This window comes from Streptosporangium sp. NPDC049644, assembly GCF_040675205.1.
GTDB lineage: Bacteria > Actinomycetota > Actinomycetes > Streptosporangiales > Streptosporangiaceae > Streptosporangium > Streptosporangium fukuiense.
Genome location: NZ_JBFAOJ010000051.1, coordinates 40,165 through 65,766 on the forward strand (window position 1 = coordinate 40,165; position 25,602 = coordinate 65,766).

At 71.1% G+C, this 25,602-nt stretch carries 22 protein-coding genes and 1 tRNA gene; 13 read left to right on the forward strand and 10 right to left on the reverse strand.

Features of this window, described 5'->3' with window-relative positions; translation table 11 throughout:
* Positions 1-88 precede the first annotated feature (88 nt).
* The 6 genes from AB0J58_RS26145 to AB0J58_RS26170 all read right to left on the reverse strand — a co-directional run bounded on the left by AB0J58_RS26145 (position 89) and on the right by AB0J58_RS26170 (position 7,237).
* A complete protein-coding gene (locus tag AB0J58_RS26145; protein WP_364220002.1) occupies positions 89-2,191 on the reverse strand; it encodes a xanthine dehydrogenase family protein molybdopterin-binding subunit in 2,103 nt (700 codons plus the stop codon).
* Entirely contained in the window at positions 2,188-3,198 is a 1,011-nt protein-coding gene (locus AB0J58_RS26150; protein ID WP_364220005.1) for a xanthine dehydrogenase family protein subunit M, read from the reverse strand. The genes AB0J58_RS26145 and AB0J58_RS26150 overlap by 4 nt, the downstream gene beginning before the upstream one ends.
* Positions 3,195-3,755 (reverse strand): 2Fe-2S iron-sulfur cluster-binding protein, encoded by a 561-nt coding sequence (locus tag AB0J58_RS26155; protein WP_364220008.1) that lies wholly within the window; start codon positions 3,753-3,755, stop codon positions 3,195-3,197. The genes AB0J58_RS26150 and AB0J58_RS26155 overlap by 4 nt, the downstream gene beginning before the upstream one ends.
* A 142-nt stretch (positions 3,756-3,897) precedes the next feature.
* Positions 3,898-4,980, reverse strand: coding sequence for an ABC transporter permease (locus AB0J58_RS26160; RefSeq protein WP_364220011.1), 1,083 nt, complete (start codon positions 4,978-4,980; stop codon positions 3,898-3,900).
* 26 nt (positions 4,981-5,006) lie between these two features.
* The gene (locus tag AB0J58_RS26165) at positions 5,007-6,572 is read right to left on the reverse strand and encodes a sugar ABC transporter ATP-binding protein (protein ID WP_364220014.1); all 1,566 of its coding nucleotides are present in this window, start codon (positions 6,570-6,572) and stop codon (positions 5,007-5,009) included.
* Positions 6,569-7,237: a DUF2291 family protein gene (locus tag AB0J58_RS26170; RefSeq protein ID WP_364220017.1), complete on the reverse strand. Its 669-nt coding sequence runs from the start codon at positions 7,235-7,237 to the stop codon at positions 6,569-6,571. The genes AB0J58_RS26165 and AB0J58_RS26170 overlap by 4 nt, the downstream gene beginning before the upstream one ends.
* A gap of 368 nt (positions 7,238-7,605) precedes the next feature.
* Here AB0J58_RS26170 and AB0J58_RS26175 point away from each other — a divergent pair, with 368 nt between their 5' ends.
* From AB0J58_RS26175 to AB0J58_RS26185, 3 genes are all read left to right on the forward strand, one after another.
* A complete protein-coding gene (locus AB0J58_RS26175) occupies positions 7,606-8,535 on the forward strand; it encodes a hypothetical protein (RefSeq protein ID WP_364220020.1) in 930 nt (309 codons plus the stop codon).
* 13 nt (positions 8,536-8,548) lie between these two features.
* Positions 8,549-9,409: a class F sortase gene (locus AB0J58_RS26180; protein ID WP_364220023.1), complete on the forward strand. Its 861-nt coding sequence runs from the start codon at positions 8,549-8,551 to the stop codon at positions 9,407-9,409.
* 160 nt (positions 9,410-9,569) lie between these two features.
* Entirely contained in the window at positions 9,570-10,715 is a 1,146-nt protein-coding gene (locus tag AB0J58_RS26185; RefSeq protein ID WP_343968395.1) for an acetyl-CoA C-acetyltransferase, read from the forward strand.
* 82 nt (positions 10,716-10,797) lie between these two features.
* Here the strand turns inward: AB0J58_RS26185 and AB0J58_RS26190 are convergent, their stop codons facing one another.
* The gene (locus tag AB0J58_RS26190) at positions 10,798-10,986 is read right to left on the reverse strand and encodes a hypothetical protein (protein ID WP_364220026.1); all 189 of its coding nucleotides are present in this window, start codon (positions 10,984-10,986) and stop codon (positions 10,798-10,800) included.
* Positions 10,987-11,268: 282 nt separating this feature from the next.
* The gene (locus AB0J58_RS26195; RefSeq protein ID WP_364220029.1) at positions 11,269-12,000 is read right to left on the reverse strand and encodes a methyltransferase; all 732 of its coding nucleotides are present in this window, start codon (positions 11,998-12,000) and stop codon (positions 11,269-11,271) included.
* Between the two features lie 361 nt (positions 12,001-12,361).
* On the opposite strand from AB0J58_RS26195, the gene AB0J58_RS26200 reads away from it, so the two are divergent.
* Genes AB0J58_RS26200 through AB0J58_RS26210 form a run of 3 tightly spaced genes read left to right on the forward strand, consistent with a single transcriptional unit; the run spans position 12,362 to position 15,773 of the window.
* Entirely contained in the window at positions 12,362-14,398 is a 2,037-nt protein-coding gene (locus AB0J58_RS26200) for an NB-ARC domain-containing protein (protein ID WP_364220032.1), read from the forward strand.
* A 42-nt stretch (positions 14,399-14,440) separates the two neighbouring features.
* Positions 14,441-15,013, forward strand: a complete 573-nt coding sequence (locus tag AB0J58_RS26205; RefSeq protein WP_343968386.1) for a sigma-70 family RNA polymerase sigma factor — start codon at positions 14,441-14,443, stop codon at positions 15,011-15,013.
* Complete coding sequence (locus AB0J58_RS26210) at positions 15,000-15,773, forward strand: hypothetical protein (protein ID WP_364220035.1); 774 nt, start codon at positions 15,000-15,002, stop codon at positions 15,771-15,773. The genes AB0J58_RS26205 and AB0J58_RS26210 overlap by 14 nt, the downstream gene beginning before the upstream one ends.
* Here the strand turns inward: AB0J58_RS26210 and AB0J58_RS26215 are convergent.
* Positions 15,762-16,781 carry an adenosine deaminase gene (locus AB0J58_RS26215; protein ID WP_364220038.1) on the reverse strand — a complete coding sequence of 340 codons (1,020 nt, stop codon included), beginning with the start codon at positions 16,779-16,781 and terminating at the stop codon, positions 15,762-15,764. The two genes, AB0J58_RS26210 and AB0J58_RS26215, sit on opposite strands and share 12 nt — an antisense overlap.
* Positions 16,782-17,046: 265 nt before the next feature.
* On the opposite strand from AB0J58_RS26215, the gene AB0J58_RS26220 reads away from it, so the two are divergent.
* Positions 17,047-19,152, forward strand: a complete 2,106-nt coding sequence (locus AB0J58_RS26220; RefSeq protein WP_364220041.1) for an AAA family ATPase — start codon at positions 17,047-17,049, stop codon at positions 19,150-19,152.
* Entirely contained in the window at positions 19,149-21,191 is a 2,043-nt protein-coding gene (locus AB0J58_RS26225; protein ID WP_364220044.1) for an NB-ARC domain-containing protein, read from the forward strand. The genes AB0J58_RS26220 and AB0J58_RS26225 overlap by 4 nt, the downstream gene beginning before the upstream one ends.
* Positions 21,192-21,289: 98 nt before the next feature.
* Here AB0J58_RS26225 and AB0J58_RS26230 read toward each other — a convergent pair whose 3' ends face one another.
* On the reverse strand, positions 21,290-22,495 hold the full coding sequence (locus AB0J58_RS26230) for a pyridoxal phosphate-dependent aminotransferase (RefSeq protein ID WP_364220047.1): 1,206 nt from the start codon (positions 22,493-22,495) through the stop codon (positions 21,290-21,292).
* Positions 22,496-22,741: 246 nt separating this feature from the next.
* On the opposite strand from AB0J58_RS26230, the gene AB0J58_RS26235 reads away from it, so the two are divergent.
* The 5 genes from AB0J58_RS26235 (at position 22,742) to rplA (ending at position 25,482) form a co-directional block, all read left to right on the forward strand.
* A tRNA-Trp gene (locus tag AB0J58_RS26235) sits at positions 22,742-22,814 on the forward strand.
* Between the two features lie 75 nt (positions 22,815-22,889).
* Positions 22,890-23,138, forward strand: a complete 249-nt coding sequence (secE, locus tag AB0J58_RS26240; protein WP_329089906.1) for a preprotein translocase subunit SecE — start codon at positions 22,890-22,892, stop codon at positions 23,136-23,138.
* A gap of 72 nt (positions 23,139-23,210) precedes the next feature.
* Positions 23,211-23,999 (forward strand): transcription termination/antitermination protein NusG, encoded by a 789-nt coding sequence (nusG, locus tag AB0J58_RS26245; RefSeq protein WP_343968371.1) that lies wholly within the window; start codon positions 23,211-23,213, stop codon positions 23,997-23,999.
* Between the two features lie 161 nt (positions 24,000-24,160).
* Positions 24,161-24,592, forward strand: coding sequence for a 50S ribosomal protein L11 (gene rplK, locus AB0J58_RS26250; protein ID WP_343968369.1), 432 nt, complete (start codon positions 24,161-24,163; stop codon positions 24,590-24,592).
* A gap of 176 nt (positions 24,593-24,768) precedes the next feature.
* Positions 24,769-25,482 (forward strand): 50S ribosomal protein L1, encoded by a 714-nt coding sequence (rplA, locus tag AB0J58_RS26255; RefSeq protein WP_030923988.1) that lies wholly within the window; start codon positions 24,769-24,771, stop codon positions 25,480-25,482.
* The last annotated feature ends 120 nt before the right edge of the window (positions 25,483-25,602 follow it).

Below are 25,602 nucleotides of genomic sequence, written 5' to 3' on the forward strand. Positions count from 1 at the left end.
CTCGACCACTCTGCCCCATGCTCGCGGTAGATCCCGCCCGACCCCACCTGTCGCGGTGATCTTCCCGGATTCGGCGGGGAAGATCCCGTCAGCCGGTGCGCATGGCGGCCCGCACCCGATCGAGGGTGATCGGCAGGTCGCGCTGCCGGGAGCCGGTGGCGTGGAAGACGGCATTGGCGATCGCGGCGGCGGTGCCGACGATCCCCACCTCGCCGATGCCCTTGACGCCGACGGGATTGAGCTGGTCGTCGTGCTCGTCGATCCAGTGCGCCTCGATCCCGCGGACGTCGGCGTTCGACGCGATGTGGTAGGTGGCCAGGTCGTGGTTGGTGAAGTCACCGAAGCGGGGGTCCAGTTGCAGGGACTCGTGCAGGGCCATGGAGATCCCCATCGTCATGCCGCCGAGGAACTGCGAGCGCGCCGTCCCGGCGTTGACGATCCGGCCGGCCGCGAAGACCCCGAGCAGCCGCTCGATACGGACCTGCCCGCTGTCGACGTCGACCTTGACCTCGGCGAACTGCGCTCCGAACGAGTGGCGGGAGAACCGCTCCTGGGCGGCGAGGTCCTCGGTGGTGTCCGCCCGCGCCAGCAGTCCTTCGGGGGGGATCACTCCGGACCGTTCGTCGAGCTCCCTGACCAGTGTCCGGCACGCCTTGCTCACCGCCCAGCTCCACGAGGCGGTGCCCATGGACCCGCCGGCGAACGGCGCGGGTCCGAAGACGCTGCGGCCCACCAGGGCGGTGATCTGGTCCATCGGCACCCCGAGTTCGTCGGCCGCGACCTGGGCCAGCGCGGTGCGAGCCCCGGTCCCGATGTCGGCCGCGGCGATCTCGACCACGAACCTGCCCGTCGGCTCGGCGCGGACGGTCGCGGTGGAAGCCATGGTGAGAACCGGGTAGGTCGAGGACGCGACGCCGGTGCCGACGAGCCACCGGCCCTGTCCGCGGACGCCCGGCGCGGGGTCGCGTCCGGCCCAGCCGAAGCGCGCCGCCCCCTCCCGCAGGCAGGCGACCAGGTTGCGGCTGCTGAACGGGAGGCCCGATTCGGGGTCCAGCGCGGGCTCGTTGACGACTCGCAGCTCGACGGGGTCCATCCCGAGGGCGTACGCCAGCTCGTCCATCGCCGATTCGAGCGCGAACATCCCCGGAGCCTCGCCGGGCGCGCGCATCCACGACGGGGTCGGTACGTCCAGCTGTAGCAACCGGTGGGCGGTGTGGCTGTTGGGCGTCGCGTACATCATGCGGCTGGCCGCGACCGTCTGCTCGGTGTACTCGACGCGCTTCGAGCTCTGCTGGAGCGCGTCGTGCCACACCGCGGTCAGCCGGCCGTCCAGCTCGGCCCCCAGACGCACCCGTTGCACGGTGGGCGTCCGGTAGCTGACGAGCGGGAACATCTGCTGCCTGGTCATCGCCACCTTGACCGGCCGCCCGACGGCGCGGGCGGCCAGCGCCGCCAGCACGGTCGGCGGGCGCGGTACCGCCTTCGACCCGAAACCGCCGCCGGTGTGGTCGGCGACGATGCTCACCGCGCCGTCGGCGAGGCCGAACAGCGCGGCGATCGCGGTCGCCGACATCCAGGGCGCCTGGTCGGCGTTGTAGAGGGTCAGGGTCTCGCCCTCCCAGAACGCGATCGTGGCGTGCGGTTCCAGCGGGCTGGCATGTTCGGCCGGGGTCGTGTAGGTGGCGTCGACGCCGGCCGGTGCCGCGGCCAGGGCGCTCTCGGCGTCGCCCCAGTGGACGGTCCCGGGAAAACCCGCGTTGGCCTTCCGGGGTGAGAAGATCCGCGGGTTGTCCGGGCTCAGCACGACGTCGTGTTCCTGCTCGTCGTAGTCCACCCGTACCGCCGACGCCGCCTCGCGGGCGCCTTCCAGGGTGCTCGCGACCACGGCCGCGACGATCTGCCCGCGGTAGGCGACGTCGGCCGACTGCAGGACGGCCAGCTCGGCGTCCTCGGCGGGGCGCAGCCGGGAGACGTTGCCGCTGTTCAGTACGGCGATCACCCCCGGCAGGGCCAGCGCGGCGCCGTCGTGGACGGCGCGCACCCGGCCGCGGGCGACGGTGGCCTGCACGGGCCAGACATAGACGGCGTTCGGCACCGGGTACTCGTAGGCGTAGCGGGCCGCGCCGGTGACCTTCTCGCGCCCGTCGATCCTGGTCGGTGCCCCGCCCACCACCTTGTCCAGCGTGGTCATCGCCGTTCCTCCGCCACGAGGTCCCCCATGAGATCGCGTACGCTCGCCGCGATCAGATCGGCGGCGAGCCCGATCTTGAACTCGTTCTCCGGCAGGGGGCGTGCCGACGCGAACTCCGCCTCCGCCGCCGCCAGCAGCAGTTCCCTGTTCGGCCGGTGACCGGCCAGCATCCGCTCGGCCTGGTGTGCCCGCCACGGCTGCGGGGCCACGCCGCCCAGCGCCAGCCGGATCTCCCGCAGCGACCCGCCGCCCTCCGTCGTGACCAGGGCCGCGACCGAGACCACCGCGAACGCGTAGGACCAGCGGTCGCGGACCTTGCGGTACCGCATGGCCGCGCCGTCCGGCGGCGGTGGCAGCTCGACACCGGTGATCAGGTCGCCTGGCTCCAGTACCGTCTCGCGATCGGGGGTGTCGCCGGGCAGCAGGTAGAGGTCGTGGAGGGGCACCGCCCGCTCTTCTCCGCCCGCGAGCCTGAGGTGTACCACGGCGTCGAGAGCGGCCATCGCCACCGCCATGTCGGACGGGTGGGTGGCCACGCAGCTGCCGGAGGTGCCGATCACACCCAGGTCGCGGTGACCGCCGCCGATCGCGGAACAGCCCGCGCCCGGGTCACGCTTGTTGCACGGCTTGGTGACGTCCTGGAAGTACGGGCAGCGCGTGCGCTGCAGCAGGTTTCCGCCGGTGGTGGCCATCGACCTGAGCTGTCCGGAGGCTCCGGACAGCACGGCCCGGGTGAGCATCGGGAAGCGTTCCCTGATGCCCCGGTCGCCGGCCAGGTCGCTGTTACGCACCGTCGCGCCGATGAGCACGCTTCCGTCGGCCCGGTGTTCGATCCGGTCGTACGGCAGCCGGGTGACGTCCACCAGCTTCGCCGGCCGGGCCACGCCGAGTTTCATCAGGTCCACCAGATTGGTTCCGCCGGCCAGGAACATCGCGTCGGTGCCGTCCACCACGGCGGTGGCGGCGGCGCCGGGGTCGGCGGCGCGCTCGTAGGCGAAAGGTCTCACCGTCCGCCTCCGGGCCCCGCCCCGGCGACTTCGAGGACCGCCTCGACGACCCCGGCGTACGCCCCGCAGCGGCAGAGGTTGCCGCTCATCCGTTCGCGGACCTCTTCGGCGTCCAGCGCGGCGCGGGAGGCGACACCGGCCGCGACGTCCTCGGTGACATGGCTGGGCCAGCCCGCGTCCGCCTCGGCGAGCGCGCCGATCGCCGAGCAGATCTGGCCCGGCGTGCAATAGCCGCACTGGAAGCCCTCGTGGTCGAGGAACGCCTGCTGAACGGTGTGCAGGTCGTTCGCGCGAGCCAGGCCGGCGACCCCCTCGATGGTGACGATCTCCTGTTCGGTGGCGGTGACCGCGAGCGTCAGGCAGCTGTTCACCCGCCGGCCGTCCAGCAGGACCGTGCACGTCCCGCACTGCCCGTGGTCGCACCCTTTCTTCGCCCCGGTCAGGCCGAGATGCTCCCGCAACGCGTCCAGCAGGGTCACCCGGTTGTCCAGGGAGACGGAGTGGTCGGCACCGTTGATGCGCAGCGTGACATCGCTGCTGAACGCTTCGACTGCCATGCCGTTTATCCTGCCAATTGCCCAATGAGAGTTGGATCACCTATTAATCTGAAAATCCAAAAGAAGCGGCAACCGTATCGTCGTGAACATCACCGGCGGATCGGGGAGACGCCGGGATGGGCGGGTGTCGGGAGGCGGCCCGTCAGTCCGGTCGCCCGTCGGCGACCAGCGCCGAGAGCGCGGACCTGTGTCGCTGGAGCCGCCGCCACCCCTGGTCCAGCATCACCACAAAGATGATCAAGGCTCCCTTGATGAGGATCTGCCAGAACAGCGACACGTCCAGGATCAGCAGGCCGTTGACGAGGAGAGCGACGACGAGGACTCCGACGAGGGTGCCCCGTACGGTGCCGCGGCCCCCGTTCAGCGTGGCGCCGCCGAGGATGACCGCGGCGATCGCGTTGAGCTCGAACGTCTCACCGGCCTGAGGTGTCGCCACGGTCAGCTCCGAGGCGATGAGGAGACCCGCGAGCGCGGCACAGGCGCCGGAGATCACGTAGACGACCGTCTTGACGCGGTCGACCGGGACCCCCGAGAGCTCCGCGGCCCGCTCGTTGCCGCCCGCGGCGTACAACCACCGGCCGAACGGTGTCCTGGTGAGCGCCAGCATGACGGCGACGGCCAGGGCGACCATGATCCAGATCGAGATCGGGATGCCGAGTGGGCGTGCGTCGCCGAGGAGGCCGAAGCCGGTGTTGCCGAGTTGGGGGCTGCCGTCCAGGTCGGTGTAGGTCGAGCCGCCGGAGATCAGCATCGCGAGTCCCCGCGCCACGTACAGCATGCCGAATGTCGCGATGAACGGCGCCACCTCGAACCGGGTGACAAGGACGCCGTTCACCAGGCCGACGAGCATGCCGACCGCGACGCAGAGCACGACCACGCCCCACACGGGCGGGTAGGCGATCATGTCGACGAACCTGAGATCGAGACCTGCGAGCAACTCGCCGGCGACGACCCCGGAGAGCCCGATGACCGAGCCGACGGACAGGTCGATGCCGCCCCTGAGGATGACCAGCAGCATGCCGAGCGCGACCACCCCGTTGACCGCGATCTGCTCGGCCGCCCTGATGAGGTTCGGCACCGTGAGGAACGAATCCGTCAGCATGCCGAAGAGCACGATCAGGACCGCCAGCGCGATGAGCGCCCGGAACTCGAACAGGCCGTTCAGCAGGGACAGGCGGCGCGCCCGGGCCGCGATCCTCTCCGGCGGAGGGCGGTCAGGCGGCACCGGTACCGGGGTCGTCTCCTGAGGCGTCAATTCGCACCGCCCTCGGCATGGCCGATGGCGGCGCCGTCCAGCACGCTCATCAGTTCCTCCCGGGTTGTCGCACCACGCCGGAAGTCACCGGTGACGACCCCGCGGGTGAGCACCAGCAGCCGGTCGGGGACGCGCAGGGCCTCCTCGACGTCCGACGTGGTGAAGAGGACGGCCAGGCCGCGTCGTGCTCGTGCCGCCAGCAGCTGGAAGATGTCGCCCTTGGCGTCGATGTCGACGCCGCGCGAGGGCTCGTCCGCCAGCAGTACCAGGGGATCGGTCAGCAGCGCCCGGCCGATGACCACCTTCTGCTGGTCGCCGCCGCTCAACGATTCGACGGGCGTTCCGGCGTCGTCCGTGCTGAGAGTGATGCCGGAGATCATCCGATCGACGGCGTCCAGTTCGCGCTTCCGGGAGACGAACAGCCGCCGGACGAACCTGTCCAGTCCGGCCAGGGAGAGGTTCTCCCCGAGCGACATCGTCTGGACGAGGCCGTCGCGCCGGCGGTCCCGGGGGACCAGGACCAGGCCCCGGCCGACGCGGTCGCGGATGCTCGCGTTCTCCAACGGGATGCCCGAGAGCAGGACGTCACCCGACTGCGAGGGGATCCGGCCGGCGAGTGCCTCCAGTAGTTCGGTCAGGCCCGAGTCCATCAGGCCGTAGATCCCCACGATCTCGCCCTTCCCGACGGTCAGGGAGAGGTCGTCGATCGCGAGGTGGCCGGGGTCGGCCGGGTCGGCCACCGAGAGGCCGCGCAGGGTCAGCAGTTCCTCGCGCGGCGGCGGCTCTTTCTCGGCGGGCGGAATGTGGTGCGGGGACAGGGAGTCCGGGGCGCGGCCGGCCATCTGCTCCGTGATCCGCCGGATGTCGAGGGCCTTGGCGTTCGACGCGGCGACCAGCCGCCCGTCACGCAGTACGGCGACGTCATCGGCGATCCTCAGCGCCCTGTCCGGTCGGTGGGAGGCGTAGGCGACGGCGACCCCGCTCGCGGTCAGCGCTCCGATGACCCGGAACAGGGCCTCGATCTCCGGGGAGGTGAGCATCGAGGTGGGCTCGTCCATGAGCAGCACCCGGGCCTCCTGGACGAGCGCCCGCGCGATCTCGACGATCTGCTGCCGGGCCGGGCTCAGGTCACCGACCAGCCGATCGGGATCGAGATCCTCCCCCAGGCTGTGGAGGGTCGCCGCACTGGTGGCCCGCTGGGCGGAGCGGTCGATCACCCAGGGGCCCCCGCAGATCTCGCGGGCCAGGAAGAGGTTGTCCTGGATGCTCAGGTTGGGACAGAGGCTGGGCTTCTGGGGGATGACAGAGATGCCCCGGTCGACGGCGTCGCGGGGCGACAGGAACCGGACGGGTTTCCCGTCGAGCTCGACATGGCCGGTGGTGGGCCGCTCGACCCCGGAGAGGATCTTCAGCAGGGTCGACGTGCCGGCCCCGTTCTTGCCGAACAGCGCGGTCACCCGACCGGCGGCGATGTCGAGGTCGACACCCCTGAGCGCGTGCGTGCCCCCGTACACCTTGGTGACGGCGCGGGCACTCAGCACCTTGGTCGCCGCGGTCTTCACGAAACCTCCTTGATCGAGACCGGGGTGATGGTCACGACGGAGGGGGTGAGGAAGCCGAAGGCTCCGACGAAGGAGATCTTCTTGCCGTTCAGCCGTGCCGGGTCCAGGTTCTTGAGCAGCCTCCCCCACAGCTGGTTGTTCAGCGCGGTGGCGGCGGCGGCGTACTCCGCCTGGTCGCGGAACCGCCTGAATCCGATGCCGGCCGCGTCCCGCAGCGCCGTGCCGTTGACGGCAGGGCCTACCTGCAACGAGACCCGGGTGCCCGGTGGCAGGTCCGGCACGGTCACGGGCATCAGCCCGGACTTCGCCACTCCGGCCCTGCCGGTGCCCTTGACCGCGAAGTTGTAGGGGCCGTTGCCCTGCCGGATGCCGTAGCGCCTGTTGGCCGCCCCCTGGTCGGTGGTCATGGCCTTCACCAGCTCGGGCAGCGGGACGGCCTTCCTCCTGATCGCGGGCACGACCTCGCTCTCGTACGTCCGTGCCCCGAACGCGGCCGGGTCGAACCGATTGTCCGACGCGGCGACCGACCCCGCGGAGCGGTAATGGGTGCTGAGCCCGATGGCGACCAGGAGGACCGCCGCCAGGGCGACGGCCACCCATCTCGCCGGGATCCGTCGGCGGGGTGCCTGTCCACCGTGCGTGTGCACCGCAGCTGGCGTGCTCATCACAAACCTCCAGCGTGGGAGGATGTCAAGACCCGTATACCCGCTCGCGCGGTTTCCACCGAACCCGCCCCGAACGGGAACCGGCCGAGCTGCGGAAGCCCCCGGGTGTGCTGTCCCGCGGGTGTCCGGATCCGTGCGGTGCCCGACCACTCACCGTGAGCGTCGCATGCCACATCCCGTCTGTTGTTCGAAACTTCACCGATGTACGGTGTCGTTTGCTGTGGGATAGATGGGAATTTGTGTCCGTTTCGCCGACTTGCTCGCGCACCCTGGTCTCTGTTCGTAGGATCTATGCCGAACCTTGACCAAGGCATGTAAGCCTCAAAGCCGGTGCGAGCCGGTCGATGGATCTGGAATGGGGAGAGACTGTGCTGAAGTCCAAGACGCGGCGGCGCGTCGCGGTCAAGACAGCCGCGATCGCCGCGGTGGGCGCGGGCGTTCTTTTCGGCGCGGTCCCTGCGGTCGCCTCCATGTACGCCGACCCCAACCCGGTCAGCTACGCCTGCACGCTCGGCGGCGTGACGTCACCGTCGGCGACGTACACCTTCCAGATGGACCTCAGCGGCCCGACGGCGGCGGCGACCAACGCGCCCCTGGTGGCGACCTGGAAGATCGCCCAGCCCACCACGGTGCCCACCCTCACCCCGACCGCGTCCGTCCCGGCGGGCGCGCGTGTCGTCATCGACGCGGAGGTGCAGATCGACGCCAGCCCCTCGCCGGTCCTGGCGCTTCCCTCCGAACTCCGCTCGCTCGCGGCCACCGCCGCTCCTCCGTCCGCCGGGCAGCCGGTCACCGCACCTCCCCTGCTCGTCACGGTGACCCCCAGCGCGACCGGCGTGGTGGCCTTCCAGCCGGGCCCGTTCACCCTGTACCTGGACCCCGGTACCGGGACCGGCAACGAGGCCGAGCTGCTCGACTGCGGTGTTCCGCTCAACTCGGCCGAGGCCGCCGCCGCCGCGCTGCGGGTGACCGTGGTGACGGGTTCCCCGAGCACGAGCACGAGCACGAGTCCCAGCCCGAGTACGAGTACGAGCACGAGTCCCAGCCCGAGCGCGACCACGAGTCCGACCGCCACTCCCAAGCCGACGGTCACCGTCACCCGGACCAAGACCTCCGAGCCGGAAAAGCCCTCCTCCGACGGGCAGATCGACGAGACCCCCAACGGAGGGGCCGCCACGGGTGGCGGCGGGGACGCGGGCCCCGACGCCCGGATGATCATGCTTAGCGGTGTGCTGATGGTGGCGTTCGCCGGGATCGGCGGCATGGTGCTGCGACGTCGCACCGCGGGCCGAGGCTGATCGGGGTGGCCGGATGAGCACCCCTCCGCCGGGCGGTCAACACCCCGGGCACGTGCCCCACTACCGGCCGGTCCCGGTCCAGCCGCAGTACCCGCACCCGTTCCAGCAGCAGCACGGCCCGCCCTACGGGGAGCCGTACGAGGAGTGGCCGCGAGGCGGACAGCCCGGCGAGCATCTCGACGGTGGGCGGGTGATGCGGTCGGTGCTCATCCTGGCCGGGATCGCCGGGGTGGTCACGGTGCTGGTGGGCATGCTCTACGTACTGGCCGCACCGGAGGAGTACGGCATGGGCGAGCGCACCACGCTGCCACCCAGAAATCAGGCCGCGGCGGCGCCGGTGAACCCGTACTTCCAGGCGCCCCCGACCGTGCCGCCGCCCCAGCCCAGCCTGCCGGCGGCCCCGGCCATGCAGCCCTCCAGCCCGGTCCGCCTGGTCATCCCGCGGCTCGGCGTCAACGCGCCGGTCAGATCCGTCGGGCTCGACGGCAAGGGCGCGATCGAGGTGCCGCCGGTCGGCAACCCGAACCTGGTCGGCTGGTACCGCTCGGGACCCACGCCCGGCGAGGCCGGTCCCGCGATCATGCTCGGGCACAAGGACACGCGTTCGGGAAGCGCGGTCTTCAGCCGCCTCGACGAGATCCGCAACGGCGACGTCGTCGAGGTGCACAGAAAGGACGGCGTCATCGCCGTCTACACCGTCGGCGGGCTGGAGCAGGCGGACAAGTCGGTGTTCCCGACGCAGCGGGTGTACGGCGAGTCGCCGAACCCGCAGCTGCACCTGATCACCTGCGGCGGCACCTATGACCGCACGACCGGTCATTACACGGACAACGTCATCGCCTACGCGACCATGACGAGCACCAGGATGGCCTGAGCGGCACCGCCCGGGCCGGCGCGGTTCGTAAAAGGCGGGGTGTCCTGCCGGGGGGAGAGGGCACCCCGGATAGGGCGTGGACGAAAGTTCTGTTGTAACCTCCTACTGACCGAATGATGCTCGGTTTCGCAGGCAGCTCGGTTCACACGCAGGAGGCACTGTGGCAGAGGCGTACATCGTCGGGGCGGTCCGCACCCCGGTCGGCAAGAAGAAGGGCGGTCTGTCCACCGTCCACCCCACCGATCTGGCCGCGCACACCCTCGGAGCGCTCATCGAGCGTACGGGTGTCGACCCGTCGGCGGTCGAAGACGTGATCATGGGCTGTGTCATGCAGTTCGGCCCGCAGAGCATGGACATCGCACGCAACGCGTGGCTGTCCGCAGGTCTCCCGGAGAGCGTCGCCGGTGTGACCATCGACCGCCAGTGCGGCTCCTCCCAGCAGTCGATCCACTTCGCGGCCCAGGGCGTGCTCTCCGGCACCCAGGACCTCGTCGTGGCCGCCGGGGTGGAGTCCATGAGCATCGTGCCCATGGGGTCGAGTATCAGCGCGGCGCTGGAGAAGGGCATGCCCTTCCCCTTCGGCGAAAAGTGGGTCGAGCGGTACGGCAAGCAGGAGATCTCCCAGTTCCGCGGCGCGGAGCTGATGTGCGAGAAGTGGAACCTCAAGCGCGAGCAGCTGGAGCAGTTCGCGTACGAGAGCCACCAGCGGGCGGCCAAGGCCGTCGCGAACGGCTACTTCAAGGACCAGATCGCCCCGCTCAACGGCGTCGAGGACGACGAGGGCCCGCGCCCGGACACCACGCTGGAGAAGATGGCGTCGCTGAAGACGCTGCGGGACGGCGGGCAGATCACGGCGGCCACCTCCTCGCAGATCTCCGACGGCTCCGGAGCGATCCTGATCGCCTCCGAGCAGGCGGTCCGTGACCACAACCTGACCCCCAGGGCGCGCATCGTCACCCTGGCGCTCACCGGCGACGACCCGGTCTACATGCTGACCGCACCGATCCCGGCGACGCAGAAGGCGCTGAAGAGGGCGGGCCTGTCCATCGAGGACATCGACGTCACCGAGATCAACGAGGCGTTCGCCCCGGTCCCGCTGGCCTGGATCAACGACCTCGGCGCCGACCCGGCCAAGGTCAACCCGAACGGCGGCGCGATCGCCCTGGGCCACCCGCTGGGCGGCACCGGCGCGATCCTGATGACCAAGCTCCTGCACGAACTGGAGCGGACCGGCGGCCGGTACGGGCTGCAGACGATGTGCGAGGGCGGCGGCCAGGCCAACGTCACGATCATCGAGCGGCTGTGACGCCGGTGCCCGCGGCCTCGACCCGCGAGGCACCGTGAGAGATGGGAAAGCCCCGGTCGGCGGACCGGGGCTTTTCCGTGGGTCAGCGACCGCCCTTGCCGGGAATCCGGCGCGGCTGCCGGGTGGGCCTCATCGGTGCGGGCGGCATCGGCATCCGCCGGGGCGTCGCGGGCACCACGTGCTCGGGCAGCGGGGTGTGGGTCTCGGTGCTCTTGGCGGTCTTGGCGGACTTGGACTTGCCGGTGCGCTTGCGGGCGGCATGAATTCGCATATGGACTCCTTGAGGAAAGTGACGACGCGGCGAGATCCCGGGTCGGACGACTCAGCTGCCGCGTCAGACGAACGGGGCTGAAACGCTGAGTGCGGGCGGATCAGCGAAGGCTGATCGACGCCGGCTCTTAGGAGTTGATCCACATGTGAACGACCCTACGACGCCCCTGTCGAGGCGTGCAACCGATTTGTTCGCGCCCCGGCCGCCATCCGGCCGCCCCCGGCCGTCACGCCGCTCCGGGCATCGCGATGGCCGCGGGGAAGGGGACGGCGCGGGCGGAGATCACTTCGGCACGCGGGCGACGCAGAAGACGGTCTGTCCGAACGGCGGGCGGACGAAGCGCTCGATGAGGCGGGTGAGGGGCACCACGGTGCGGTCGTAGATCTTGACCAGCCGGGGGTCGGGGTAGCCGACACCGCCGCGGCGGACCGCGGCCCACCAGGCGATGCCGCCCAGGAAGTTGATCGGTTTGAGCACGTCGATGTCCAGGCCCGCACGGGAGACCGTGCTGCGCAGGGTGGCCGGGGTGTAGCGGGTGACGTGGCCGACCTTGCGGTCGAAGTCTCCGTAAAGCTGCATGTAGCCCGGGACCCAGATGACGATCCGGCCGCCGGGGAGGGTGACCTTGGCGAGCGACCGCAGGGCCTCGACGTCCTCCTCGATGTGCTCCAGGACGTTCATCATCACGACGGTGTCGACCTTCTCGCCGATGGGGATCTCGGTCGGCAGGCCGAACTGGAGCACGTCGATGTCGTCGCGGCCCTCGAAGCGCTTCTGGAGCCGCTCCACGCAGTAGGGGTCGAAGTCGCTGACCACCAGCCGGTCGAGGCGGGGCAGGAACTGCTCGGCGAAGTGGCCAAGCCCGGAACCGATCTCCAGCATGGACCGGCCCACGTGCGGGGCGACCATGTCGAGCTCGTACTGCCGGTAATTCCTGGCCTCGTCCCCACCAAGGTGGTTCTCCAGGGCCTCGTCACCGGCCGCGGGTTGCACTACGCGGTCATACCCAGACATGCGGTTCCGTCCAGCTCGGTTAGGAAAGGCCGCGGCGACAGGCCGCGGCCAGGGACAGCCAGAGTCTAATGGCGCTTCCCTCGGGACGGCCCCTCAAACGATCCACGGGCGGTGCCCCCGGGAGCCGCCCCTGAGGGGATCGGCCTCCGTGTGAGCTCGCCCCCCGATTACCGGCTCCGCCGAATCAGTTATAAAGCACCTGCATTTCCGCGTTTCACGCCGTACGGGGGAAGTTCGACCTCGATACGGCGGTGAGATTTGCACCGAGGGACAAGGAAACCCCCCTGGGGAATCGCCGGTCGGCCGGTCCGTGATTTGAGAGGAGTGCTATTCCCGGTAAGTGGAGAAGGAGCGCGAACCGATGGAACAGGCCCAATGGTGGCGGGGGAACCTGCCCGCGGAGACGGATGGCTTCATCGGCCGGGAAGGCGAGGTGCGGCGGCTGCTGAAGCTGCTGGCCGACACACCGCTGACCACGGTCACCGGTGTCGGCGGCATCGGCAAGTCACGGATCGCGATCAGGGCCGCACGCCGGCGGCACGAGCACCACCCGGACGGCACGTGGCTGGTGGAGCTGTCCGGCGAGCGCGACGGCGACCTGCTCGCCCACACGGTCGCGGCGGTCCTCGGCGTCACCGAGCGGTCCGCGCGGACACAGGACGAGACGCTCGTCGAGTTCCTCGCGGGCAGGAGGCTCCTGCTGCTCCTCGACAACTGCGAGCACCTCCTGCCCGCCTGCCGCGACCTCGTCGCCCGGATCCTGGCGGCGGCGCCGGGGGTGCGGATCATCGCGACCTCCCGCCGGCCGCTCGGGCTGCCGCAGGAGGCGCTGCTGCCCGTCGGGCCCTTCGACGCGCCGTGGCCGCAGGAGGAGGGGATGGCGGGGGACGACGCGCTCCGCCTCCTCCTCGACCGGGCCGCCGCCGTGGCGCCCGGTCTGGAGACGACCGAGACCGGCCTGGCGGCCGCGGCCAGGATCTGCCGACGGCTGGACGGCGTCCCGCTCGCCGTCGAGCTGGCCGCCGGATGGCTGGGGGACATGCCGGTGGAGCGGCTCGCCGACCACCTGGAGAGCCGGTTCGAGACCCCGCCCGACAGCCGGGCACCGGTGCCCCGCCACCGGACCGTACGGGCCGCGATCAGGTGGAGCCACGAACTTTGCGGACCAGGGGAACGCCTGCTCTGGGCCAGGCTCTCGGTCTTCGCGGGAAACTTCGACGCGGCCGACGCCGAGCGGGTGTGCGGCGACGAGCGCCTGGGTGACGTACCGGACCTGCTGGAAAGCCTGGCGAGGAGGTTCCTCCTGGTCCGGGTTCCCGGCGGGTACCGTCAGCCGGTCACGGTCAGGGAGTACGGCAGGGAGCGGCTGGCCCTGCTCGGGGACGAGGCCAGGCTGGTGCGGCGGCACCGCCACCACTACCTCGACCTGGCGCGCAGGGCCGAGACCGGCTGGTACGGCCCCGGGCAGGAGGAGTGGGCCGCCCGCCTCGCCTTCGCCATGACCGACCTGCGTCTCGCCCTCGACCCCGCCTCCCCGGTGTCCGTCGAGCTCGCCGGCACGCTCTGGATCCTCTGGTTCTGCCTGGGCCGATCGAACGAGGGCCGCCACCACATGGCACGCGTACTCGAATCGGCCTCCGTCACCGACCCGCACCTGCCCAGACTCCTGTGGGCCGACGGCTGCGTGGCCATCGCCAGGGGTGAGCTGGAGACGGGGCGCCGCAGGGCCGAGGCGGCGCTGTCCGCGGCCCTCGACTGGGGCGACTACGCGGCGGCCGGGCACGCCCAGCTCCGGCTGGCCAGACGTGCCCTGTGCGCCGGCGCCCTCGACGAGGTCGAGCCGTGCGTCGAGCGCGTGCGCGAGTACTTCCGCAGGGCGGAGGCCGACACGGTCGGCGAACCCCTCGCCCTGGTGACCATGGCGATGGCGGTCACCTGGCGCGGCGAGTTCGACAGGGCCGTCTCGGTCCTCAAGGAGGTGCAGCGGCTCTGTGACGCGCACGGCGAGCGCTGGGCCCGCGCCTGCGGCGACTACGTCCTGTCCATCGCCCAGCTGGGGCTCGGCAGGGTGAGCGAGGCGGCGGAGGCCGCCCGGCAGTCGCTCGACGTCAAGTGGCGCCTGCGCGACGCCACCGGCGTGGCACTGGCCGTCGACCAGCTCGCGGTGATCGCCGCGGTCGAGGGCGACGGCCGCCGCACGGCCAGGCTCCAGGGGGCGGTGGTACGGCTGTGGGCCACCTTCGGGTTGCGGGGCCTCGGCCAGGCGGGCATGTCCGAGCCGAGAACCGTCGCCGAGCGGACGGCGAGGCAACTGCTCGGTGACGAGACCTACGACGCGATCTTCGCCGAGGGGTACGAGACCGACCCGGACGCGGCGGTCGCCTACGCCCTCCACTGAGCGCACTCGCCCGAGGGGGTTTCGCGACACGGCCCGCATGCGGTGGAATCTCTCAGACATCCGCGAAGGAGCCCCCCGACGGACGACGACGAGGCGATCGCCCGATCGCTGGCAGGCGACCTGGACGCCTACGAGGTCCTGGTCGCCCGCTACAGCGTGCTCGCGCACCGCACCGCGGCCATGCTCGGGGCCGCCGACGAGGCCGAGGACGTGGTCCAGGAGGCGTTCGTCAAGGCGTACCGCAACCTGGCGTCCTTCCGCCGGGACGCGCCGTTCCGCCCCTGGTTGCTGCGGATCGTAGCGAACGAGACGCACAACCTGACCCGCTCCCGGGGCCGCAGGGACAGGCTGGCCGCGCGGCTCACCGAGGCGGTCCCGCCGGTGGGTGAGGCCCCGGAGGAGGCGGCCGTCACCACCGACCGGCGGGCGCGGCTCCTCGACGCGGTGCGTACGCTGCCCGAGCGGGAACGCGAGACCGTCGTCTGTCGGTATCTCCTTCAGCTGTCGGAGGCCGAGACCGCCCAGGTGCTCGGTCTTCCCGTCGGCACCGTCAAGTCACGGACCTCCCGTGGCCTGGCCCGTCTGCGCGAGGAGGTGGCGCGTGACCTCATCTGACGACATCGAGGCCAGGCTCCGCGACCTCGGCGAGTTCCTCGACGTCCCCTCCCCACCCCCCGCCGAGGTCGCGCGGGCCGTACGGGCCCGCCTGGAAGAGCCCGTCCCCGAGGCGCCCGCGGTCACGGGTGGCCGGGGAGCGCTCCGGCGGGGGTGGGGGGCGCCGCGGGCCGGCGGGCGGGCGCGGAGGCGGGCGGTGGCCGCCGCCGTCGCGATCCTCGTCGCGCTGTTCCTGGGGGCGACGCCCGCGGGAAGGGCGGCGGTGGTGGAGATCCTGCGCTTCGCGGGCGTCGAGCTCAGGATCGGCGACCCCGGGCCCCTGCCGTCCTGGGCGCCCCGGCCGCTGCCGGGCGAGCGGCGGGTCACCCTGGAGCAGGCCGGACGGCAGGTGGCGTTCCCGATCGCCGTCCCCGCCGCGCTCGGCGAGCCCGCCGAGGTCAGGGTGGGCGACGGCGGCCGGGTGGTCTCGCTGCTCTGGCCCGGCCTCAGGCTGGACGAGTACGACGGTGGCCTCCTGCCCGTCTACCGGAAGGAGCTGGGGCCGCCCTGGCCGCAGGAGACCCGCGTGGGTGACGCGCAGGCCCAGTGGATCCCGGCCCACCACGGCCTGACCTACCTGCCCCGGGGCGGCGGCGCGGCCGAGGCCCGCCCCCGCGCGGCCGGGCCCACCCTCATCTGGCGGCGAGGGCAGGTCGGCCTGCGCCTTGAGGGACCCGGGGACATCGGCCGCGCCCTGGAGATCGCCCGCTCAGTCCGCTGAGGCCAGCCAGTCGTCGATCCCCTGGAGGAGCTTCTTGCGCACCGCCTCCGGTGCCGCCGACGCCCGTATCGACTGGCGGGCCAGCTCGGCCAGTTCCGGATCGGAGAAGCCGTACACCTGCCTGGCGAGCTCGTACTGGGGCAGCAGCCTGGCGCCGAACAGCAGCGGGTCGTCGGCGCCCAGTGCGATCGGCACCCCCGCCTCGAACAGGCGCCGCAGCGGTACGTCCTCGGCCCGCTCGGCCACCCCGAGACCGACGTTGGAGGTCGGGCAGACCTCACAGGTGATCCCCCGGGCGGCGAGGCGTTCCATGAGCTGTGGCGACTCGGCCGCCCTCACCCCGTGCCCGACCCGGTCGGCGTCCAGCACGTCGACGCACTCGGCCACGCTGGCGGCGCCCAGCAGCTCCCCGCCGTGCGGCACGGCCAGCAGGCCCGCCCGCTTGGCCAGCCGGAAGGCCCCGTCGAAGTCACGGGCCCGGCCGCGCCGCTCGTCGTTGGAGAGCCCGAACCCGATCACGCCCTGGTCCATGTAGTGCGTGGCGAGGCGGGCGAGGGTCTTGGCGTCGAGGGGGTGGCGGGTGCGGTTGGCGGCCACCACGACCGCGATCCCTATTCCCGCGTGGTCGGCGGCCCTGCGCGTCGCGTCGAGCATCAGCTCCATGGCCGAGGTGAGCCCGCCGAACCTCGACGCGTACCCGGACGGGTCGATCTGGATCTCCAGCCAGGCCGATCCCTCGGCCGCCTCGTCCTCGGCCGCCTCGCGCAGCAGCCGGTAGACGTCGCTCTCCCGCTGCAGGACGGAGCGCGCGATGTCGTACAGCCGCTGGAACCGGAACCAGCCCCGCTCGTCGGTGGCGCGCAGCCGAGGTGGCCAGTCCTCCTCAAGCGCGTCGGGAAGGTGCAGGCCGTGTTCGCGGGCCAGCTCGACAAGGGTCGAGTGCCGCATGGAGCCGGTGAGGTGCAGGTGCAGGTGCGCCTTGGGCAGTTCGCTGAGGGGACGTGGCATTTCAATAGAGTGCCGTACCTCCGGTGCTCCCCGGTGTTCTTTGGTCCCGACCTGACGGTCCGCTCGCGCGCTGCGGAGGCGAAAGGGGACCTGTATGGCGGAAGGCGACGAGGAGGTTATTTCGGGGCGGGTGTGGCCGGTTTTCGGAAGTGCCCGTCCTTGCCGCATCCCCCGTTATATCTAGGAAATCTAGGAAACGGGCTTTCAGCGGACCATGTCTCCGTGCGACGGTAGACGCACACGTTGTCAGGACGCTGGGGCTGCCATGAAAGCGGACGTCTTCGTCGGCAGGGAGACCGAACTCGCCGACGTCTCCGCACTGCTCGAAAGGGTGCGGCACGTCACGCTGACCGGTCCGGCCGGAGCCGGCAAGTCCTGCGTCGCCCGGCGGCTGGCCCGCACCCTCGAACCCCGGTTCCCGGACGGCGTCCACATCGTGGAGCTGTCGGAGGCGCCCGGCGACCTCGACTCCCTGGCCGAGACGTTCGCCGACGCGATCGGCGTCCGCCGGAGGCCGGGCGTTCCCGCACTGCGGGCACTGGTCGACGAGCTCGTCACGCGCCGGACCCTGCTCGTCCTCGACACCTGCGACCGCGTCGTCGGCGTCACGGGCATCCTGGTCGGCCTGCTGCTGCGCTCGGTCGAGGGACTACGTGTCCTGGCCACCAGCAGGCAGCGGCTGGGCCTGCCCGGCGAGCACCTCTACCCGATCGGCGGTCTGCCCGACGCCGACGCCGTCAGCCTGATCGGCACCCTCACCGGCGGCCTGATCGGCGGCCCCGACGCGGCCGAGCACTGCGGGCGCCTCGACAACCTGCCGCTGGCGATCCGGCTCGCCGTGGCCGGAGGCGGCCCCGGGATCCTCGACGGGCTCGTCACCCTCGACGGCCGCCCGCTCTCCACGGCCGGGCTCGCCGCCTTCGACGGCCGCATGGCCTCGCCCGACGAGCTCGCCGCGGCCTTCGAGAGCCGTACGGACCCCTCGGCCGGTCGTGGAACCCACGGCGAAGGGCACGACGCGGAACCGCACCGGCCCCCCTCCACTCCGCGGCGGCACAGCTCCATGCGCGTCGCCCTCGGCTGGAGCCACGAACTCTGCACCCCGCCGGAACGCCTGCTGTGGGCACGGGCTTCGGTTTTCGCCGGCACCTTCGACATCGAGGCCGCCGAGGAGGTCTGCGCCGGCGGCGTCCTCGCCGCCAAGGACATCCTCGACGGCCTGCTGGGTCTGCTCGACAAGTCCGTGCTGGTCCGCGAGGAGGGCGAGAACGGGGTCCGCTACCGCCTGCTCAACACGGTCCGCGAGTTCGGCCTGGTCTGGCTCGACCGGCTCGGCGAGACCGAGGAGGTCCAGCGCCGCCACCGTGATCACTTTCTCGCCCTGTCCGCCCGCGCCGAGATGAGCTGGCAGGGCCGCCAGCTCGAGTGGTACCGCAGGCTGGTCCTCGAATGCGGCAACATGCGCGGTGCCATCGAATACTGCTACTCCCGGCCGCAGGAGTACCGCCGCGGTCTCGACCTGGTCGGCAACCTGTGGTTCCTGTGGGCGTGCTGCGGCATGCAGGCACCCGGCGACGACCTCCTCCAGCGCGGCCTCGACCTCGACCGCACGGTCAGTCCCGAGCGGGTCAAGGCGCTCTGGGTGCACGCCTGGGTCTCGATCCAGCGCGGCGACCTCGAACGCGCCGAGCGGATCCTCACCGAGTGCGCGGCCGAGGACGCCAACGGCTACGCCACGGCCTACGTCAGCCAGTTCCAGGCCCACCTGGCCGTCGTCAGGGGCGACGTGGGCGAGGCCCTGCGGCTCATCAAGCACGCCCGGGTGCGCCACCGCTCCACCGGCAACGTCTTCCCCGGCTTCCTGCCCACCTACACGGTGGTCGCCACCGCCATGATGCTCGCCGGCCACCACGACCAGGCCGTGTCCATCCTGCGGGAGGGACGTGAGCTCTGCGAGTCCTGCGGCGACTACTGGACCCTCATCCGCCTCGACCTCCTCCTGGGCCAGGCCGAGCACCTCCTCGGCAACACCGCGTCCGCCGCGGAGTCCGCCCGCGACTCCCTGCGCGGCGGCCGCCTGTTCGGCGACACCATCTCGCTGATGGAGGCGCTGGAGGTGTTCGTCGTGATCGCCGAATCATCCGCCGACGACATCTTCGCCGCCACCATGTTCGGGGCCTCCCGCGCCGCCTGGAAGAACGCCGGGGTCCCGCCCAGCCGCTCACCCATGATCGCGAGCCTGATCCGTACGTCCGAGCTGAGGCTGCGCGGGCGTCTGGGCAGGGCGGAGTTCGACCGGCTGGAGGAGCGAGGAGGTTCGATCAGCCTGCGCGACGCCGTGGAACACGCGATCCGGGGGGATCTTTCTTGACGCCGCGCGGCAACCTGCCGGTCGCGATGAACAGTTTCTTCGGACGCGCCGCCGAGCTTGACGAGATCATGAAACTCCTCACCGGAACGCGCCTGCTCACCCTGCACGGCGCCGGGGGCGTCGGCAAGACGCGCCTCGCCCTCCAGGCGGCGCGGAGCGTCCGCGAGGACTACCCCGACGGCGTCTGGGTGGCCGAACTCTCCTCGGAGACGGACGGCGACCTGCTCGCCGGCAGCGTCGCCGGGATGTTCGGCCTGCGCGCGCGGGCCGGACGCCCGGCACTCGCGTCCCTCGTCGAGTTCCTCGCCGACCGGCGGCTCCTGCTCGTCCTGGACACCTGCGAGCATCTCGTCGATCCCTGTGCCGCCATGGTCACGGCCATCCTGACCGGCGCGCCCGACGTACGGATCATCGTGACCAGCCGCCAGGAGCTCTGCCTGCCGTACGAGGTCGTGATGGGCGTCGACCCCTTTCCCGTCCCCCCGCCCGAGGCCGCCGACCTCGCGGGGTACGACGTGATGAGCCTCTTCCTGGACCGTGCGACGGCCGTCGCCCCAGGGCTGCGCACGGACGAGCGGGCCATGATGGCCGTCGCCAGGCTCTGCCGGAGGCTCGACGGCGTCCCGCTCGCCATCGAGCTGGCGGCCAGTCACGCGCGGGGCCTGTCGGCGATCCAGCTCGCCGACCAGCTCGAAGACCGCTTCAGGCTGCCAGCCGACGGCGAGAGGGTCCTCGCACGCCACCACACGCTGCGCACCGCGGCCGGCTGGAGTCACGAGCTCTGCACGCCCGCCGAACGCCTGCTCTGGGCCCGCCTGTCGGTCTTCGCGGGGACCTTCGACGAGGAGTCGGCGCGCGGCGTCTGCGCGGACGAGTGCCTGCCCGACGTGGCCGGCGTGCTCGCGGTACTCGTGGCCAAGTCGGTCGTCGCCCGGGTGGGCGATCGCTACCGCCTGCTCGACACCATCAGGGACTACGGGCGCGACTGGCTCGACGAGCTGGGCGAGGGCGCCCTGATGCGCCGCCGCCACCGTGATCACTATCTGGCCGCCGCCCACCGCATGGACGCCCAGTGGTGCGGCCCCCGCCAGCTCGAATGGGCGCGCTGGGCGCGCGGGGAGCTGTCCAACATCCGCGCGGCACTCGACCGCTGCCTCGCGGACGGTGACCACCGCACCGCTCTGGAGCTGGCCGGAGCCCTGTGGGTTCTCTGGTGTCACCTGGGCCTCGTCCGGGAGGGCCGCCACTACCTCGACCGCGCGCTGGCCGCCGTACCGGCCCCGGACCGAGCCAGGTCAAGACCGCTCTGGGTCGCCGCCCACCTCGCGCTCCTCGCGGGCGACATACCTCTGGCGCGCGAGCGGGCCACGGAGAGCGCCGAGAGCGCCCGGCGCCACGGCGACGGCGAGGCCGAGGCCCACGCCCACCTCCGCCTCGCCGGGGCCTGCCTGCTCGTCGGCGACCTGGAGGGCGCGCGGGGGTACGCGCTGCGCGGAGCCGCCGGGTTACGGCAGGCCGAGCCCACCTCGTCGGGCCTGTTCTCCGTTCCCCTCCTCCTGGCCATGGCCGCCACCTTCGGCGGCGACTTCGACAAGGCGGTGGAGATCCTGCGCGAGACGCGCCGGCACTGCGAGGCGCGTGGAGAGCTCTCCCAGCGAGCTCTGAGTGACTACATCCGCTCGCTGGCCCTTCTGGGCCGGGGGGAGGCCGCCGAGGCCTCAGCGGCGGCCAAGGCGGCGCTGGAGGTCAGCTGGGGGCTGCGAGACGCGGTCGGCGGTGTGCTCGCCATCGACCAGCTCGCCCGGATCGCCGCGGCCGCGGGTGACGGCTTCCGCGCCGCCTGGCTCCTCGGCGCCGCGCAGCGCATCTGGAGCGGTTTCGGGCTGCCCGGCCTCGGGGCCGACACCATGACCGGGCTCCGCGAGGCCGCCGCGGCCCGCGCCGAGGGTCTGATCGGAGAGACCGCCTACGCGCGGGCCCTCGCCGAGGGGGCGGCCTCCCACTTCGAGTCCGCGGTGACCTACGCCCTGCGCGACTGAACCGGACCCGTCCGGCGAGTACCGAGGCCGTCCGCCGCCACCCCGCCGGTCGGAGCCCGACCGGGCGGGGAGGGGTGCGACCGGCCCTGGAGAGGCGCTCAGCGGGCCTGGCCGAGGAACTTGACGATGCGGCCCACGCCTTCGACCAGGTCGTCGTCGCCGAGCGCGTAGGACAGGCGGAAGTAGCCCGGGGTGCCGAACGCCTCCCCGGGGACGACGGCCACCTCGGCCTCCTCCAGGACGAGTTCGGCCAGCTCGGCGGAGGTCGCCGGGCGACGGCCGCCGAAGTCCTTGCCCAGCAGCTCCTTGACCGACGGGTAGGCGTAGAAGGCGCCCTTCGGTTCGGGGCAGAACACGCCCGGGATCTCGTTGAGCATCCGGACCATGGTCTGGCGGCGGCGGTCGAAGGCCTCGCGCATCCGGGCCACGGCCGACAGGTCGCCGCCGACGGCGGCCAGCGCGGCGATCTGGGCGACGTTGGAGACGTTGGAGGTGGCGTGCGACTGCAGGTTGGTCGCGGCCTTGACGACGTCCTTGGGGCCGATCAGCCAGCCCACCCGCCAGCCGGTCATCGCGTAGGTCTTGGCGACACCGTTGAGGATCACCACCTTGTCGCCCAGCTCGGGGGCCACCGTGGCGATGCTCGCGAACGTCGCGTCGCCGTAGGTCAGGTGCTCGTAGATCTCGTCCGTGACGACCCACAGGTCGTGCTCGGCGGCCCAGCGGCCGATCTGGGCGACCTGCTCGGGGGAGTACACCGCGCCGGTCGGGTTGGACGGGGAGACGAACAGCAGGACCTTGGTCCGGTCGGTGCGCGCCGCCTCCAGTTGCTCCACGCTCGCCAGGTAGCCGGTCGTCTCGTCGGTCACCACGTCGACCTGGACGCCGCCGGCCAGCTTGATCGCCTCGGGGTAGGTGGTCCAGTAGGGGGCGACGACCAGAACCTCGTCGCCCGGGTCGAGCAGCGTGGCGAACGCCTCGTAGACGGCCTGCTTGCCGCCGTTGGTGACCAGGACCTGGGCCGCGTCGACCTGGTAGCCGGAGTCGCGGAGCGTCTTGTCGGCGATGGCCTGCTTCAGCTCGGGAAGGCCGCCGGCCGGCGTGTACTTGTGGAACCTGGGGTTCCGGCACGCCTCGACGGCCGCCTCGACGATGTAGTCCGGAGTGGCGAAGTCCGGCTCGCCGGCGCCGAAGCCGATGACCGGGCGGCCTGCCGCCTTCATCGCCTTGGCCTTGGCGTCCACGGCCAGCGTGGCGGACTCTGAGATCGCGGAGATGCGTGTTGAGATGCGGGGACGGGTCATACCTCCATGGTTACAGACCTGTGCCGCTGTTCCCGCCGGGTATCCACTATCCGGACGGGCCGCTCCGGCAGGCCCGAGCGGCCCGGGAGAGATTCGCCGAGCTGGGCGATCGCCCGCCGGTTCGACGAAGTGGGCAATCAGCCGTAGACTCCGGCATGTTCTTTCCGCCGCATGCGTGAACCGGCGGTCAAGACCGTGAGCCGCGGACAAACTTCGGTCCAACCGATGTATGGTGGTTCATGTCTTAGGGCACTAGCGCAATTGGTAGCGCACCGGTCTCCAAAACCGGCGGTTGGGGGTTCGAGTCCCTCGTGCCCTGCGAGGAGCGGTCCGCGCATCTGGCGTCTAGCGCGCCGCTGATATGCGTTGGACTCGATGGATTCAGGTGAGGACTGTGGCGATCGACACGCGCGGCGAAACCGCAGACAAGCCGAGCGGTGAGAAGAAGACGAAGCGCACTTCTCCCGCCCTTTTCTATCGGCAGGTTGTCGCCGAGCTGCGTAAGGTCATCTGGCCCACGCGCAAAGACCTCATTTCGTACACCATCATCGTCCTGGTCTTCGTTCTGATCATGGTCGGGATCGTGTCGGCTTTGGACGCGCTGTTCACCGAGGGCGTGCTGAGAATCTTCGGCGGAGCCTGAGCCGCGGTCTCCGGCGGGCGGGCCGCCCTGCGGACGAGTCCATCAGCCATCGACGAAAAGAGAAAGAGCACCGTGTCCGAGTCTGCACAGTCGGCCGGCGAGCCCCGCGAAGAGCGCGAGGACGAGCTGGAGAAGGCCGTAGACGTCACCGAGGATTCGCCTGGCGAGTTCGACGGGCAGGATGTCGACGCCGAAACCGACGCCGACGCCGAAAACGAGGCCGAGCAGGCCCCGGCCGGCGCCGTCGACGAAGACGGTGACGTCCTTCCCGACGTCGACCCGGTCGAGGAGTTCAAGCGGCACCTGCGGGGTCTGTTCGGCGAGTGGTACGTCATCCACTCCTACGCCGGTTACGAGAACCGCGTGAAGTCCAACATCGAGACCCGCACGCAGTCCCTCAACATGGAGGACTACATCTTCCAGGTCGAGGTGCCCACCCACCACGTGACCGAGATCAAGAGCGGCAAGCGCCAGCTGGTCAAGGAGCGGGTGCTGCCCGGCTACGTGCTGGTCCGGATGGAGCTCACCGACGAGTCCTGGTCCGCGGTGCGTAACACGCCCGGCGTGACCGGCTTCGTCGGCCTCTCCAACAAGCCGAGCCCGCTGAGCCTCGAAGAGGTCGCCAAGCTGCTCGCGCCCGAGCCGTCGGAAGAGGTCAAGAAGTCGACCGCGAAGGCCTCCGCCGCGACCGTCGACTTCGAGGTCGGTGAGTCCGTCACCGTCATGGACGGCCCGTTCGCCACGCTGCCCGCCACGGTCAGCGAGATCAGCGCCGAGTCGCAGAAGCTCAAGGTGCTCGTGTCGATCTTCGGTCGCGAGACCCCGGTCGAGCTCTCGTTCAACCAGGTCTCGAAGATCTAGGCCGGTCGCGTAGACTTCGTCAGTCTGCCCCGCGGTCGCGGGGATGTTCCGTCCACCGCGCCGGCCAAGCTGCGGCCGCCGTCGTGGGCCCAGCGGTGGTGGGCCCCGCGGCCGCGGGGACTCAGGAACACCGTTCAGAGAAGAAGGACCCGGAGAGAAGCATGCCTCCTAAGAAGAAGCTCGCCGCGCTGGTCAAGGTTCAGCTCCCCGCTGGCCAGGCCACGCCCGCGCCGCCGGTCGGTACCGCCCTCGGTCCGCACGGCGTCAACATCATGGACTTCGTGAAGCAGTACAACGCTGCCACCGAGGCCCAGCGCGGCAACATCATCCCCGTTGAGATCACCATCTACGAGGACCGCACCTTCACCTTCGTCACGAAGACGCCTCCGGCGCCTGAGCTGATCAAGAAGGCCGCCGGTGTCGCGAAGGGTTCGGCCGTCCCGCAGAAGGACAAGGTCGGCAAGCTCACCAAGGAGCAGCTGCGCCAGATCGCCGAGACCAAGATGCAGGACCTCAACGCCAACGACATCGAGGCGGCCGAGAAGATCATCGCCGGCACCGCCCGGTCGATGGGCATCACGATCGCCGACTAGTGACACCCGCCGTACGGACCCGGCGGCGACCTCGCGGCGTGAAGCGCGTCCACGAGATCGAGCAGGGGACGGCGGCGAACGCGATCTCGATCGCGTCAGACCACCAAACGTCGAAGTAAGTGGAGGGGCCGGCGCAGGCCCACACCACGGACACTCGGATTCACAGGAGTGAGCAAGTGAAGCGCAGCAAGGGATTCCGCGCCGCAGCGGCGCAGGTCGACCGCGACACCCTGTACAGCCCGGCCCAGGCGGCCAAGCTGGCCAAGGAGACCAACGTCGCCAAGTTCGACGCCACCGTCGAGGTGGCCCTGCGGCTGGGTGTCGACCCCCGCAAGGCCGACCAGATGGTCCGCGGCACCGTCAACCTCCCGCACGGCACCGGCAAGACCGCCCGGGTCCTGGTCTTCGCGACCGGTGACCGTGCCGAGGAGGCGCGCGCCGCGGGTGCCGACATCGTCGGTGCCGACGAGCTGATCGACGAGGTCGCCAAGGGCCGCCTCGACTTCGACGCCGTTGTCGCCACCCCGGACCTCATGGGCAAGGTCGGCCGCCTGGGCCGCGTGCTCGGCCCCCGTGGCCTGATGCCGAACCCCAAGACCGGCACCGTGACCCCGGCCGTCGGCAAGGCCGTCACCGACATCAAGGGCGGCAAGATCGAGTTCCGTGTCGACCGGCACGCGAACCTGCACTTCATCATCGGCAAGGTGTCCTTCGGCGAGCGTCAGCTCATCGAGAACTACGCCGCCGCCCTCGAAGAGGTGATCCGTCTCAAGCCGTCCGCGGCCAAGGGACGCTACGTCAAGAAGGTCGTCTTCTCCACGTCCATGGGCCCCGGCATCCAGGTCGACCCCAACCAGACGCGGGCGCTGACCGCCGAACTCGACGCCTGATACCAGACGTCTTTCGCAGCGGGGCGCCCACCCAAAGTCACGATGGGTTTGGCCGGGGATGTTGTTAAAATAGGTAGCCGCGGGGTTTTCGACGGGGAAGTTTTTTTTTTTGTTTTTAGT

Coding starts and splice junctions, on each gene's coding strand:
- AB0J58_RS26195 (WP_364220029.1), bottom strand. CDS start 12,000: ATGTCTGGGTATGACCGCGTAGTGCAACCCGCGGCCGGTGACGAGGCC.
- AB0J58_RS26215 (WP_364220038.1), bottom strand. CDS start 16,781: ATGCCACGTCCCCTCAGCGAACTGCCCAAGGCGCACCTGCACCTGCAC.
- rplK (WP_343968369.1), top strand. CDS start 24,161: ATGCCTCCTAAGAAGAAGCTCGCCGCGCTGGTCAAGGTTCAGCTCCCC.
- AB0J58_RS26200 (WP_364220032.1), top strand. CDS start 12,362: ATGGAACAGGCCCAATGGTGGCGGGGGAACCTGCCCGCGGAGACGGAT.
- AB0J58_RS26180 (WP_364220023.1), top strand. CDS start 8,549: ATGAGCACCCCTCCGCCGGGCGGTCAACACCCCGGGCACGTGCCCCAC.
- AB0J58_RS26190 (WP_364220026.1), bottom strand. CDS start 10,986: ATGCGAATTCATGCCGCCCGCAAGCGCACCGGCAAGTCCAAGTCCGCC.
- AB0J58_RS26230 (WP_364220047.1), bottom strand. CDS start 22,495: ATGACCCGTCCCCGCATCTCAACACGCATCTCCGCGATCTCAGAGTCC.
- AB0J58_RS26155 (WP_364220008.1), bottom strand. CDS start 3,755: ATGGCAGTCGAAGCGTTCAGCAGCGATGTCACGCTGCGCATCAACGGT.
- AB0J58_RS26170 (WP_364220017.1), bottom strand. CDS start 7,237: ATGAGCACGCCAGCTGCGGTGCACACGCACGGTGGACAGGCACCCCGC.
- AB0J58_RS26220 (WP_364220041.1), top strand. CDS start 17,047: ATGAAAGCGGACGTCTTCGTCGGCAGGGAGACCGAACTCGCCGACGTC.
- AB0J58_RS26145 (WP_364220002.1), bottom strand. CDS start 2,191: ATGACCACGCTGGACAAGGTGGTGGGCGGGGCACCGACCAGGATCGAC.